Genomic DNA, 13,751 nt, shown 5'->3' on the forward strand with positions numbered 1-13,751 from the left:
ACCTCCGCGCTGGCGCCGCGAGCCGCCGCGGCACCACCACCGCCACTGCGATACGGCATGGGCCACGATCCGATCGATAGCGCCGCCGCAGCGACCGACAAGCAGCACGATCTGCCGCTTTCGGTCGTTATCCCGGTGCACGACGAAGCGGCCAACATCGGGTCGCTGATCGACGAGGTGGCGGCGGCTCTCGATGGTCTGCTGGCTTTCGAGCTTGTCGTGGTCGACGATTGCAGCGCCGACGACACCGCCGCGGTACTGGCCGCCGCGGCCGCCTCACGACCCTGGCTCAGGCGCTTCCGGCACCAGAGCAACGCCGGTCAAAGCGCGGCCTTGCGCAGCGGTATCGAGGCGGCGCGCGGGCGCTGGATAGCCACCCTCGATGGCGATGGCCAAAACGATCCCGCCGATCTGCCTAAGCTGCTGGCCCTGGTCGATCTCGAGGCCCCGGTGCCGGTTCGGGAGCTCATCACCGGCCATCGCCGCCGCCGCCACGACAGCTGGCTGAAAAGGTTTTCCTCGAAAGTGGCCAACGCCGTGCGCCGGCGCCTGCTGCGCGACGGTACCCCGGACACCGGCTGCGGCCTCAAGCTTTTCGAACGCCGGCTTTTTCTCAGCCTGCCGCTTTTCGATCACTTCCATCGCTTCCTGCCGGCCCTGGTGCGCCTGCGTGGCGCCAAAGTGACCTCGGTCGAGGTCAACCACCGGCCGCGCCGTGGGGGGCGCTCGCACTATGGCGTCGGCGATCGCTTGTGGGTCGGCATCGTCGATATCTGCGGCGTCATGTGGCTGGCCCGGCGCAGCCGCTTGCCGGTCGTCGAAGAACTGCATGACGGTCCACGAGATGGCGGCTAAGAAGGATCTTCGGGGGCTCGCGCGCGGTGGTTTGCTGCTGCTGGCGCTGCTTGCCATCGGCTTTGCCGTCAAGGAAAGCGGCCTGGCGGCGGCTTTCAGCACCGACTGGATCGACAGTCAGGTGCGTGGTCAGGGCTTGCTTGGCGAGGCTATTTTCGTGGCCGCCGCGGCACTTTTTACCACCTTCGGGCTGCCCCGTCAGATCGTCGGCTTCCTCGCCGGCTATGCCTTCGGCGTCGTCGTGGGCACGGCGCTGGCGCTGTTGGCCACCGTCATCGGCTGCGTCGTGACTTTCTCGTATGCCCGGCTTGCGGGCCGGTCCGTGGTGCTGGCCCGGGCGCCGGCGCGGCTGCGTCGCATCGATGCTTTTCTGGCCCAGAACCCCTTCGCCATGGCCCTGGTGATCCGGCTGTTGCCGGTGGGCAGCAACCTGTTGACCAACCTGGCGGCCGGTGTCTCCACCATCGGCGGCTTGGCTTTCGTGCTGGGCTCGGCGCTCGGCTACCTGCCCCAGACCATCATCTTCGCCCTTGTTGGCTCGGGCGTCTCCATCGCTTCGGAGACTCAGATCGCCATCAGCGTCGGCCTTTTCGCGCTCTCGGCCGGGCTCGGCGTATGGCTCTTCCGGCGCTACGGCCGCTCCAGCGGTTTGGCTGGCGAGGAGGAGGGCGAGGAGGGGGGCAGCGGCTCATGAGGCGCGCCATCGTCCCGGCTCTGCCTTGGCTGGCCGCCTGGTTGTTATTGGTCGGCCTGGCGCTCGGGGCCCGGCCGCTGACGCCGGTCGACGAGACGCGCTATCTGGCGGTGGCCTGGGAGATGTGGGTCAGTGGCGATGCCCTGGTGCCGCACCTCAACGGCGAGCCCTACAGCCACAAGCCGCCGCTGCTGTTTTGGCTGATCAATCTGGGCTGGGCGGTGGCTGGCGTCAGCGAGTGGTGGGCCCGGCTGGTGGCGCCGCTCTGTGGCCTGGGGGCGCTCTTTGCCGCCAGGGCGCTGGCCGCCAAGCTCTGGCCCGAGCGCCCGGAAATCTCCGAACTCGTGCCTTGGCTGCTGCTGGGCAGTCTGTTTTGGGCCGCTTTCGCCAGCCTCACCATGTTCGACATGCTGCTGACGCTGATCAGCACGGTCGGCCTCTTGGCCCTGGTCGTGGCCTGGCGCGGCCGGTTGGTGACGGGTTTCGCCGGCCTGGCCCTGGCGCTCGGGCTCGGCGTGCTGGCCAAGGGGCCGGTGATCGCGCTCTACCTCTTGCCGCCGGCCCTGCTGGCACCCTGGTGGGCCTCGGCCCAGCCACCGGCTCAGGCGGTTTCTTGGCGGCGCTGGTATGGCGGCCTGGCGTTGGCGGTGTTGGTTGCCGCGGCGGCGGCGCTGGCCTGGGCTCTGCCGGCGGCGCGGGCTGGCGGACCGACCTATGGCGACGCCATCCTGTGGGGCCAGACGGCGGGCCGCATGAGCCAGTCCTTTGCCCATGACCGGCCTTTCTGGTGGTACCTGCCGCTGCTGCCGTTGCTGCTCTTTCCCTGGTTTTTTTGGCCGCCGCTGTGGCGCGGTGCCTGGCGCAATCGGGCCGGGATGTGGGGCGAAACTGGCCCGCGCCTGGCCCTCGCCACCATGGTGCCGGCCTTTGTTGTGTTTTCGCTGATCAGCGGCAAGCAGCCCCACTACATGTTGCCGCTGTTCCCGCCGCTGATGCTGATCGCCGCCCGGGCCTTGCCGCAAATCCCGGAGGGGCGATGGTCGCTGCTGCCGCCGGCGCTGATAGTGCTGCTGGCCGGGCTGGCTCTGGTGCTGTTCGGCGGCCTGGGCCAGGGCCCGCCGGAAGGCCATCCGGGATCGTTGCCGAGCTGGCTGGGGGCGGCGGAGCCATTGGGTTTCGCCATGATCCTGCTGGGCGCCCTGGTGGCTGTCTGGCGGGGCCCTGGCCTGGCCGGCCGGGTGCGGACCTTGGCCTTACAGACGCTGGCCCTGGTGCTGCTGGTCCACGCCACGCTGGTGCCGGCGCTGAGGCCGGCCTTCGACCTACAGCGCGCTGCCGCCCACGTCGGCGAAATTCTGGCGCGCGGCCACGCCGTGGCGGTGGTCAACAAGTACCAGGGGCAACTGCAGTTCCCCGGCCGCCTGCGGCGCGCGCTGGAGGTGGTACCGGGCCGCCAACTGGAGAGCTGGCTGGCCGCCCACCCGGACGGCCATGTCGTCACGCTGCACCTGAAAAATCTACCCCAGAGCGCCGGCCTGCCGCTCTACGTGCAGCCCTATCGCGGCCGGCAGTTGGCCATCTGGACGCGGGACAACGTTCTCGCCGAGCCGTTGGCGTTTTATTAGCCCCTCACCGGGCGGGCGCCTCCGCGCCCTTGGCCTCCGCCCCCCAAGGGGAGGCGGCTTAGCGCCGACACCAAGTGTGGTTTTTTCTGCTTGGTCTTGGTGCAACGGAAGCAACGCGACCCGCCGCTACTGCGGCGCGCCCGCGCAGGCTGCGGGCCGAAGGGCCGCCGCCGTGAGCGACAAGAACGTTAAGCTGCCCCCCCGGGGGGGGGCAGCTTAACGCCGCCAGCGTGTCAGTCCGGTCGGCGTCGGGCTCCAGTCGGCGGCTCGCCGCCGGGCGGTTTCGGTTTCCTGGGGCGTCATCAGCCGCGCCGCCTCGTCGCGCAGCAGCGTCGCCTGATGCACCAGGGTGGGAACGGCGCTGCGCAAGACCAGGCTGAGCCAAACATAGGCCGAGACCAGATCCTGGCGCACGCCGATGCCGCGGATGTGCATCGAGCCGAAGGCCAGCTGGGCCCCGGGATGGCCCTGGTTGGCGGCCTTGAAGAACCAGATGGCGGCCAGGCCGTCGTTGCGCGCCACGCCGCGGCCCCAGAAGTGCATGGCGCCGAGCATGAACTCGGCGCCGGCATGGCCGCTCTCGCTGAGCGGCCGGAATTCCCGCAACGCCACGTCGTAGCGGCCGTTGTTGTAGCTCAGAACAGCCGATTCGTAATCGGCGCGAGCTGCTGACGGCAGTGCCAGAAGCAGGCAGGGAAGCAGGGCGAGCAGCTTTTTGCGCATCACGACGTTCTGACCTTACTGCAATTGGCACCGCCCGGCCAAGTCCGCATCCAGCCCTTGGTGCGCATCGCGACCAGAGTACTTTTCCCTGTCTTAATAAGGGGTTAGGAAAGATCTGTCAGGATACGCCCAGGATATTCGTGGACCTTTCCGGAACAGCCAGGGAAAGAGATGGCATGGCCCAGAGGCCGAGGTTGCTGCGCCGCCTGAGGTATTACTTTCTCGCCGGCTTCATCGTCAGCGCGCCCCTCGGCATCACGGTGCTGATCGCCTGGGAATTCATCGCCTTCGTCGACAACCAGATCACGCCGCTGATCCCGCCCGCCTACAACCCGGAAAGCTACCTGCCTTTCAGCATTCCCGGGCTCGGCCTGGTGGTCATCTTTCTGGTCGTCACGCTGATCGGTTTCCTGACCGCCAGCATCCTGGGCCGCACCATCGTCGGCCTGGGCGAGCAACTGGTCGAGCGCATGCCGGTGGTACGCACCGTCTACGGGGCGCTCAAGCAGATCTTCGAAACCGTGCTGGCCCAGTCGTCGAAATCCTTCCGCCAGGTGGTGCTGGTCGAGTATCCCCGCCGCGGCCTGTGGGCGGTGGCCTTCGTGACCAGCACAACCGAGGGCGAGATCGCCCATCTCAGCGCCGATGAACTGGTCAACATCTTCCTGCCGACGACGCCCAACCCGACCTCCGGGTTCCTGCTCTTCGTGCCGCGCCGCGACCTGGTGGGGCTGGAGATGACGGTGGAGGAGGGCTTCAAGCTGATCATCTCGGGCGGCATCGTGACGCCCCCCGACCCGCGCCCGGAAGCGCAGCAGGGGGTCAAGAAACTTTTTGTCGGCGCTCAACCAGATACCAGGTAAGCCACCGCGGCATCGCGTTCGAAAAGATAAAGCAGCACCCGAAGGGCCTGGCCCCGCGGGCTCGTAAGATCGCCGTCGCGCTCCAGGATCAGCCGCGCATCGTCGCGCGCCGTGGCCAGCAGCTCGCCATGCGCCCCCAGATCGGCCAGGCGGAAGGCCGGCAGGCCGCTTTGGCGGGTGCCCAGAACCTCGCCGGCACCGCGCAGCTTGAGGTCTTCCTCGGCAATCAGGAAGCCGTCCTCGGTTTGGCGCATGATTTCGAGGCGCTGGCGGGCCACCGGGCCCAGCGGCGGGGCGTAGAGCATGAGGCAGCTCGAGGCGGCGGCGCCGCGCCCCACCCGGCCGCGCAACTGGTGCAACTGGGAGAGACCAAAGCGTTCGGCGTGCTCGATCACCATGACCGTCGCCTCGGGTACGTCGACGCCGACCTCGATCACCGTGGTGGCGACCAGAATATCCACCTCGCCGGCGGCGAAGCGGGCCATGACCTCGTCCTTCGGGCCGCTCTTCATGCGGCCGTGCACCAGCGCCACGCGCTGGCCGAAGCGCTGGGCGAGATGGGCCTGGCGCTGCTCGGCGGCGGCCAGGTCGCTGAGCTCCGATTCGGCCACCAACGGGCATACCCAATAGACCCGGGCGCCGCTGGCGACGTGGCGCTCGAGCGCCCCCACCACCTCGTCCAGGCGCTCCAGCGGCAGTGCCCGGGTTTCCACCGGCAACCGGCCCGGCGGCTTTTCGTCGAGCCGCGAGGTTTCCATGTCGCCAAACGCCGTCAACGCCAGCGTGCGCGGGATCGGCGTCGCCGTCATCACCAGAAGATCGCAGCGCCCGGCGCCCTTGGCGCTCAGCGCCAGGCGCTGGTGGACGCCGAAGCGGTGCTGCTCGTCGATCACGGCGAAAGCCAGGTCGGCGAATTCGACCTCTTGCTGGAAAATCGCGTGGGTGCCCACCAGGATATCGATCTCGCCCGCCGCCAGGGCCCTGAGCGTCGCCGCCCGGCCCTTCTGGCGGCCGCGGCCGAGCAGCAGCCCGAGTTCGACCCCGGCGCTCCGGGCTAACGGCTCGAGGCTGGCGAAGTGCTGCCGGGCCAGGATCTCGGTCGGTGCCATCAGGGTGGCCTGGGCGCCGGCCTCGACGGCCGTCAGCATGGCCAGAAGCGCGACGATGGTCTTGCCGCTGCCGACGTCGCCCTGCAACAGCCGCAGCATGCGGTGCTGGGCCGCCAGGTCGGCGTCGATCTCGCCTAGCGTGCGTTCCTGGGCGGCGGTGAGCTGGTAGTCGAGCACAGCGATGACGCGCTGGCGCAAGCGACCCTCCGCCCGGGTGGCCCGGCCGGCCCGGCGGCGCAGGCTGCGGCGCATCAGGGCCAGAGCCAATTGATTGGCCAGCAGCTCGTCATAGGCCAGCCGCGCCCGGGCCGGAGCCAAGGGCTCCAGCTCCTCGGCCTCGGCCGGGGCGTGGACGGTTTGCACGGCGGCTCGCCAATGCGGCCAGGTTTGCGCCGTTTGCTGTGCCGGATCGAGCCAAACCGGCAGCTCGGGCAGCTCGGCCAGGGCATCGTTCATGGCGCGCTGCAAGGCTTTGGCGGTGAGCCCGGCGGTCAGCGGATAGACCGGCTCGATGGTCTGGATGCGCTCCAGCTCGGCCGACTCGCCGATGTGGTCGGGATGGCTCATCTGCAATTCGCCGCGAAAGCGCTCGAGCCGGCCCGAGACCACGCGGCTGGCCCCTTCGGGCAGCACGCGCAGCAGGTAATCGGGGCGGGCGTGGAAGAACACCAGCGTGATCTCGCCGCTTTCGTTGTGGCACATCACACGGTAGGGCAGGCGCCGGTTGGCTGCCGGCAGGTGGGAACCTACCTCGATGGTGAGGGTGGCCACGACACCATCGGGGGCGCTGTCGAGCGGCGGTGAGAAACGCCGGTCCAGCAGGCCGCTGGGCAGGTGCCAAAGCAGATCGAGCGGTCGTTCCAGATCCAGGCGGGCGGCGGCCTTGGCAATGCGCGGCCCGACGCCGGCCAGGGCGGTCAGGGGACGGAACAGCGGAAACAGGATCTCCGGTCGCATGATCAGCCGGTCACGACGGGGCGTGGGCGAAAAACCATTTTATCCCATCGACAGGGCACCGCCAATGGCTATACCGTCGCCTTCCTCCCGGTTCCCCCCCCTCCCACCGATTCAGCGCCCCCGATCCCGGCATGAGCGACAGCGATCCCAGCCCCCATATCGAGACTCTGCGCAAGCGCTTGCGCTATCAGAGCTGGCACCGCGGCCGGCGCGAAACCGACCTCATGCTGGGCCGTTTCGCGGATCGCCACCTGGCCCATTTCGATGCCGCGCAGCTCCAGCGCTACGCCGCCCTGCTGGAACTCGACGACGCCGATCTATTCGACTGGGTGAGCCGCAAGAAGGAGCTGCCGGAGAATCTGAAAAGCGACGTCATGATGTTGCTGTTGAACTTTAAATTTCACGAAATAACGCCTTGATATTAAAAGAAATAAATATCTCTGAATCTGGTCGCTGCACGATCTCCGGCGCCCCCGACGGCCGGGACTGCCAGGTGCTGGCGGAACTGGTCCGGGAGGCTCGCCAGGCTTCCGGCCAGGGTCTGCTCCACATTGCCCGCGATGAGGCCCGCATGGCGGCCTTGGCCGAATCCCTGGCCTTTTTCGCGCCCGAGCTCGAGCTCGTTTCGCTGCCGGCCTGGGACTGCCTGCCCTACGACCGCGTATCGCCCAACGCCGAGGTGGCAAGCCGGCGCATGGACACGCTTTGCCGTCTGGCCGAGGGCGCGGCGCCGGACCTGGTGCTGACCACGGTCAATGCCGCCGGTCAGCGCCTGCCGACCGGCGACACGGTGCGCGCCGCCACCTTCAGTGCCGGTGTCGGCGACGACATCGACAGCCAGGCGCTGCTGGCCTACCTGGCGCGGAACGGCTACGGCCGCACCGGCACGGTGCGCGAGCCGGGCGAGTTTGCCGTGCGCGGCGGCATCATCGATATCTTTCCGCCGGGCCGGGCCGAGCCGCTCAGGCTCGATCTTTTCGGTGACACCCTTGACGGCGTGCGGCTGTTTGATCCCTTGAGCCAGTTGACCAGTGACCGCATCCAGGAGTTTCGTCTGGAGCCGGTCTCCGAGGTGCAGCTCGATACCGCCTCCATCGCCCGCTACCGGGCCGGCTACGGCGCCCGCTTCGGGGCCGCGGTGGGCGAGAATGATCCCCTCTACCAGGCCGTCACGGCGGGCCGGCGCCAGCTCGGCATGGAGCACTGGCTGCCACTCTTTCATGAGCACCTGGAGACGCTCTTCGACTATCTGCCGGGGGCGCCGGTCAGCCTCGACCATTTGGCCGACGAGGCGCGCCTGAGCCGCCTCGAGACCATCGCTGATTACTACCAGGCGCGCCAGGCGGCCCGGGCCGGGGGCGAGGAGGGCGTCGTCTACCGGCCGCTGGAGCCCGAAGCGCTCTATTTGGGTGAGGCCGAGTGGCAGACCCTGCTGGCCGGGCGCCCGGTGTTGACGCTGGCGCCTTTCGACGAGCCCGACGGGCTCCGGGTGTTTACCGCCGGCGGCCGTCGCGGCCGCGATTTCGCCCCCGAGCGCCAGCGCCAGGAGGCCAATCTTTTCGATGCCTTGGCGGCCCATATCGCGGCCCAGCAGGCGGCCGGCCGGCGCGTCATGATGGCCTGCTTCAGCGATGGCTCGCGCCAGCGCCTGGCCGGCCTCTTGGCCGACCACGGCATCGCCGGCGGCCAGGCGGTCGACGACTGGGCCGGCTGCCTGGCCCTGCCGGCTGACGTGCTGGGCCTGGCGGTGCTGGGGCTGGAACACGGTTTCGAGAGTGCCGAGCTTTGCATCATCGGCGAGCAGGACGTGCTCGGCGACCGCCTGGCCAGGCCGCCCAAGCGCAGCCGGCGGGCCGAGAACTTCATCACCGAGGCGGCCAGCCTGACGCCCGGCGACTTTGTCGTCCACGTCGACCACGGCATCGGCCGCTTCGAGGGTCTGAGCGCCGTCGAGGTTTCCGGCGCGCCCCACGATTGCCTGCTGTTGATCTACGAGGGCGGCGACCGCCTGTTCATCCCGGTGGTCAATATCGAGGTTATCTCGCGCTACGGCTCCGAAAGTGCCGAGGTGGCGCTCGATCGCCTGGGCGGCAGCGCCTGGCAGGCGCGAAAAGCACGCGCCAAGAAGCGCATTCGCGACATCGCCGATCAGTTGATCGCCATCGCCGCTGCCCGGCAGCTCCGCCAGGTCGAGGCTATCGAGCCGCCGGCCGGGCTCTACGAGGAATTTTGCGCCCGCTTCCCCTACCACGAGACCGAGGACCAGCGAACCTCTATCGCCGACGTGCTGGCCGATCTCGCCTCGGGCCGGCCGATGGACCGGCTGGTCTGCGGCGACGTCGGCTTCGGCAAGACCGAGGTGGCCCTGAGGGCCGCCTTCATCAGCGTCATGAACGGCCGCCAGGTCGCCATCGTGGCGCCCACCACGCTGCTGGTGCGTCAGCACTACCAGACCATCCGCGAGCGTTTCAAAGGCTGGCCCGTCGAGGTTGGCCGGCTGTCGCGCATGGTCAAGGGAAAGGAAGCTTCGGCAACCCGGGAGGGCCTCGAGGCGGGCCGTATCGAGATCGTCGTCGGAACTCACGCCCTTTTAGGGAAAAACATCAAATTCAAAGACTTGGGCCTGGTCGTGGTGGATGAGGAGCAGCATTTCGGGGTCACCCACAAGGAGCGCCTGAAGGAGCTTCGCTCGAACGTCCACGTGCTGACGCTGAGCGCCACGCCGATCCCGCGGACGCTGCATCTGGCGCTTTCCGGGGTGCGTGAGCTCAGCCTCATCGCCTCGCCCCCGGTCGACCGCCTGGCCATCCGCACCTTCACGCTGCCCTTCGACGCCGTGGTGGTGCGCGAGGCCATCATGCGCGAGCACTACCGCGGCGGCCAGACCTTCTACATCTGCCCGCGCATCTCCGACATCGACGAGGTTCTGGGCTTTCTCAAGCGCCAGATCCCCGAGGTCAGCGTCGCCGTGGCCCATGGCCGCCAGAAGGCCAGCGACCTCGACCGCGTCATGAATGGCTTTTACGAAGGCGCTTTCGATGTCCTGGTGGCCACCAACATCGTCGAATCGGGCCTCGATATCCCCACCGCCAACACCATGATCGTGCATCGCGCTGACATGTTCGGCTTGTCCCAGCTCTACCAGCTGCGCGGCCGCATCGGGCGCTCGAAACTCAGGGCCTATGCCTATCTGACGCTGCCGGCGCGCCGTCTGCCGACGCCGGCGGCGGAGAAACGGCTGGCCGTCATGCAGGCGCTGGACGGTTTGGGTGCCGGCTTCAGCCTGGCCAGCCACGACCTCGACATTCGCGGTGCCGGCAACGTTTTGGGCCAGGAGCAGTCGGGCCACATCCGTGAGGTCGGCTTCGAGCTCTACCAGGAGATGCTGGAAGAGGCGGTGGCGGCGGCGCGCCATGACGGCGGTGACGGCGAGGGCGAAGAGGAGCGCTGGTCGCCGCAGATCAACATCGGCACTTCCGAGCTCATACCCGAGGCTTACGTGGCCGATCTCGATGTCCGGCTGGGGCTTTACCGGCGCCTCTCACGGCTCGAGGAAAGGGCCGAGATCGACGCCTTCGCGGCCGAGTTGATCGACCGTTTCGGCAACCTGCCAGAGGAGGTCGAGCACCTCTTGCGCATCGTTGCCATCAAGCAGCTCTGCCGCGCCGCCGGTGTCGAGAAGCTGGAGGCCGGCCCCCGCGGCGCCACGCTCAACTTCCGCGCCAACGAGTTTGCCAATCCGGCCGGCCTGGTGGCCTTCATCGAAGACCAGGTCGGCACGGTCAAACTGCGGCCCGACCACAAGCTGGTCTACATGCGCTCCTGGCCCGCCGCCGACGAGCGCTTGACCGGGGCCCAGCGCCTGCTGGTGCAACTGGCCGAGATCGCCCAGGAATAGAGCGGGGATCTGCCGGGGAGGGGGCTTTGTCTAGACGGTGGCCGGTTCGCTCGCCGCCGCCTCGGCGTTCTCGCGGGCCATCAGGTCGAAAAGTTGCAGGAAAGTTTCCGGCTCCTGGGCGCCGAACACCACGTAGCGCTGGGCCACGATGAAGCAGGGCACGGCGTTGACCCCCATCTCTCGGGCCGTGGCGTCCTCGCGGGCCACCAGGTCGCGATCGTCACCGCGCTCGAGCAACTCGGCCACCAGCTTGGCATCCATGCCAGCGCTCTCGGCGATGTCGGTGAGCACGGCGTGATCGCCGATGTCGGCGCCGGCCAGGAAGTAGCGGGCGAACAGATCCTCGACCACGGCATCCTGACAGCCGGCCGAACCGGCCCAGCGGATCAGGCGGTGACTGTCGGTGGTGTTGGGGGTGCGCTGGATGGCATCGAAGGCGAAGTCGAGGCCCTCGCCCAGGCCGGCCTGGCGGATGTTTTCGAATACCGCCTGGGCCTGCTCGGGGCCGCCGAATTTGCCTTCCACGTAGTCCTTGCGATCGAGACCGCCCGGGGGCATGTCGGGGTTGAGCTGAAAGGGCCGCCAATTGAGCACGGCCTTGACGTCGAGCCCTGGGGGCAGGCCCGCCAGGGCGCGTTCGAAGCGCCGCTTGCCGATCAGGCACCAGGGACAGACGGTATCGGAGACGACATCGATCTGCAGTTCCATGGTGGGTTCCTGTTGGCTGCTCTAGCGCATGCCTTCGCGGGCGCGGGCGATCAGGCTTTCGGCATCGTCGCCGGCCTCGAAGGCGGTGACACCCAGCGACAGCGCGACAGTGATCGGTTCTTCGGCTGCGGCGATGGCCAATTCGGTAAAGCGCACCACCGCGGCGATGCGCTGGAGCGCAATCTCGGCCACCTGCAAGGGGGTTTCCGGCAGCACCACCACGAAGGAGCCGCCGGCGTACCGCGCCGACAGGTCCTCGGCCCGCAACAGGCCCGAGATCATCGTGCCGATCTGGCGCAGCAGCAAATCGCCGGCCACGTAGCCGAATTCGGCGTTGATGTCGGCAAACAGGTCGATGTCGAAGAAACCCACGGCTAGGTGCTTTTGCCATTCCTCGGCGTCGGCGATCTGGCTGGCCAGGTGCTCGTGCAGGAAACCGTGGCTGTAGAGGCCGGTCAGGCCGTCGCTGGTGACCGGGCGCAGGGACTGCATGAAGACCTTGCGCACGGCGAAGCGGTAGCGCTGCTGGATGATCAGCAATTCCAGCCGGGTCTTGAGATCGTCGGCCAGGATGGGCCGCTGGATTGGTTCGGTGGCGCCGCGCGCCAATTGCATCTCGTCGGCCTCGAAGACGCCCTCGTCGACGATCACCAGAATGGGCAGGTTAAAGAGACGGGAATTGTGGCGCACATCGGAGCAGAAGCCGAAAAAATCCTGGTCCTCGCCCTGGGATGCCACGATCAGGCCGTCGACGCCCTTCTCGGTCAGGGCCGCCATGGTGGCGAAGGGGTCGTCGAGGCGGGCTACCACGCGCTGGCTGCCCAGCGCCTCCTGCAGTTCGTCGAGTTCGGCCGCGTCGCGGCCCAGCAGTACCACGCGGGCGTCCTCGACCTCGACTTCGGGCGATACCGCCTCGATGTCCTTGATGCCGTATTTTTCCACCGTGAAGATGCGCCTGAGCAGTTCCTCGTGCATGGTGTTGATGCGCAACAGGGCCTGGAGACGGGCGAAGAGCTGCTGATCGTGGAAATTGGCCGGCAAATAGTCGGCTACTTTGCTGCGGAAGCTTGCCACCTTTTTTTCGATACCGGCGCTCTCGCCGATCAAGATCACCGGCGCCTGGCGGTTGCGCCAGGTCGTGTGGACAGCATCGGAAAGCGCGCTCCAGGAACTCTCGGCGGGCAGCGTGTTGACGATGACGACGTCGGGGTGGGCCTTGACGACGGCCTCGACGGCATCGGCTTCGTTCTCCACCTGAATGCAGAAATAGTCGTGCTGTTCGAGTTTTGCGGGAAGATCGAAGGGGTGTTCCAGATCGGCATCGTAGACCAGGACCCGGGCCGAATAGCTGGGCATGAAATCACCGTTTCTTGAGCTCGACACGCCTGGTGCCGGCCACCGGCGCTTAGCGATAGTCGGGCGGCTGCCGCCCTGCCTGTCAACCGGCATCTCGGCTTCTCTCGGCCGATTTCCTTGCCGCCTGTTTTGTTCTAAGGTCGGGGCGCCAACAGCAACGGAGATTTGCGGTGACGGAACCTTTTGCCCTCGAGGGCGTAACCGCCCTGGTGACCGGGGCATCCAGCGGCCTGGGCCGGCATTTCGCCCTGACGCTGGCACGCAGCGGCGCCCGCGTGGCGGTGTGCGCGCGGCGCACCGATCGGCTGGCCGCCCTGGTCGAGGAAATCGAGGACTTCGACGGCCGCGCCATGGCCTTTGCCCTCGACGTCACCGATTCAGCCAGCGTTCACGCCACCGTCGATGCCGCTGAGACCGAATTGGGGGCGCTGGGCGTGGTGGTCAACAACGCCGGCGTCGAGGTTACCAAGCCGATCATCGAGATGACCGAGGAGGATTACGACCGGGTGCTCGATACCAACACCAAGGGCGTCTTCATGATGGCCCAGGAGAGCGCCAAGCGCATGATCCAGCACGGCCACGGCGGCTCCATCATCAACGTCGCTTCGGTGGCTTCGTTCCGGCCCATCAAGCAACTTTCGACCTATTGCATCTCGAAAGCCGCGGTGGCCCAGATGACCAAGGTCATGGCCCTCGAGTGGGCCCGCCACGGCATTCGCGTCAACGCCATCGCGCCGGGCTACGTCGAGACAGAGATGAACAGAGAGTTTTTCGCCAGCGAACCCGGCCAGAAGATGATCGCAAGCTTTCCCCGCCGCCGCCTGGGCCGGCCCCAGGACATGGACGGCATGTTGCTGCTGATGGCCTCGGCGGCCGGCGATTTCATGACCGGCAGCGTGGTCCTGGTCGACGACGCCATGAGCCTGGCTCTCTAACCTCGGATTGAAGGCGCAAGGAATCCTC

At 67.7% G+C, this 13,751-nt stretch carries 11 protein-coding genes; 7 read left to right on the plus strand and 4 right to left on the minus strand.

Going from position 1 to position 13,751, the window contains the following annotated elements:
* Positions 1–57 precede the first annotated feature (57 nt).
* From QGG75_10810 to QGG75_10820, 3 genes are read left to right on the plus strand one after another with little or no spacing between them, the layout of a single operon-like run.
* Positions 58–855, plus strand: a complete 798-nt coding sequence (locus QGG75_10810) for a glycosyltransferase family 2 protein (GenBank protein ID MDP6067723.1) — start codon at positions 58–60, stop codon at positions 853–855.
* The gene (locus QGG75_10815) at positions 830–1,549 is read left to right on the plus strand and encodes a VTT domain-containing protein (GenBank protein MDP6067724.1); all 720 of its coding nucleotides are present in this window, start codon (positions 830–832) and stop codon (positions 1,547–1,549) included. The genes QGG75_10810 and QGG75_10815 overlap by 26 nt, the downstream gene beginning before the upstream one ends.
* Positions 1,546–3,174, plus strand: coding sequence for a glycosyltransferase family 39 protein (locus QGG75_10820; protein ID MDP6067725.1), 1,629 nt, complete (start codon positions 1,546–1,548; stop codon positions 3,172–3,174). Before QGG75_10815 ends, QGG75_10820 begins: the two co-directional genes overlap by 4 nt.
* 216 nt (positions 3,175–3,390) lie before the next feature.
* Here the strand turns inward: QGG75_10820 and QGG75_10825 are convergent, their stop codons facing one another.
* Positions 3,391–3,897 carry a tetratricopeptide repeat protein gene (locus QGG75_10825; protein MDP6067726.1) on the minus strand — a complete coding sequence of 169 codons (507 nt, stop codon included), beginning with the start codon at positions 3,895–3,897 and terminating at the stop codon, positions 3,391–3,393.
* A 176-nt stretch (positions 3,898–4,073) separates the two neighbouring features.
* Here QGG75_10825 and QGG75_10830 point away from each other — a divergent pair, with 176 nt between their 5' ends.
* Positions 4,074–4,760, plus strand: a complete 687-nt coding sequence (locus QGG75_10830; GenBank protein MDP6067727.1) for a DUF502 domain-containing protein — start codon at positions 4,074–4,076, stop codon at positions 4,758–4,760.
* Here QGG75_10830 and recG read toward each other — a convergent pair.
* Positions 4,742–6,826 carry an ATP-dependent DNA helicase RecG gene (gene recG / locus QGG75_10835; protein ID MDP6067728.1) on the minus strand — a complete coding sequence of 695 codons (2,085 nt, stop codon included), beginning with the start codon at positions 6,824–6,826 and terminating at the stop codon, positions 4,742–4,744. The two genes, QGG75_10830 and recG, sit on opposite strands and share 19 nt — an antisense overlap.
* A gap of 131 nt (positions 6,827–6,957) precedes the next feature.
* Between recG and QGG75_10840 the strand changes: the two genes are divergently transcribed.
* Together QGG75_10840 and mfd are read left to right on the plus strand one after the other, a co-directional pair.
* Positions 6,958–7,245, plus strand: a complete 288-nt coding sequence (locus QGG75_10840) for a succinate dehydrogenase assembly factor 2 (protein MDP6067729.1) — start codon at positions 6,958–6,960, stop codon at positions 7,243–7,245.
* Positions 7,246–7,319: 74 nt separating this feature from the next.
* Positions 7,320–10,724 (plus strand): transcription-repair coupling factor, encoded by a 3,405-nt coding sequence (gene mfd, locus QGG75_10845; protein MDP6067730.1) that lies wholly within the window; start codon positions 7,320–7,322, stop codon positions 10,722–10,724.
* Positions 10,725–10,754: 30 nt separating this feature from the next.
* Here the strand turns inward: mfd and QGG75_10850 are convergent, their stop codons facing one another.
* Entirely contained in the window at positions 10,755–11,432 is a 678-nt protein-coding gene (locus QGG75_10850) for a DsbA family oxidoreductase (GenBank protein MDP6067731.1), read from the minus strand.
* Between the two features lie 21 nt (positions 11,433–11,453).
* Positions 11,454–12,788, minus strand: a complete 1,335-nt coding sequence (locus QGG75_10855) for a diguanylate cyclase (GenBank protein ID MDP6067732.1) — start codon at positions 12,786–12,788, stop codon at positions 11,454–11,456.
* A gap of 170 nt (positions 12,789–12,958) precedes the next feature.
* Here QGG75_10855 and QGG75_10860 point away from each other — a divergent pair, with 170 nt between their 5' ends.
* Complete coding sequence (locus QGG75_10860; GenBank protein MDP6067733.1) at positions 12,959–13,723, plus strand: glucose 1-dehydrogenase; 765 nt, start codon at positions 12,959–12,961, stop codon at positions 13,721–13,723.
* The last annotated feature ends 28 nt before the right edge of the window (positions 13,724–13,751 follow it).

It is taken from the genome of Alphaproteobacteria bacterium, assembly GCA_030740435.1.
Taxonomy (GTDB): Bacteria; Pseudomonadota; Alphaproteobacteria; order UBA2966; family UBA2966.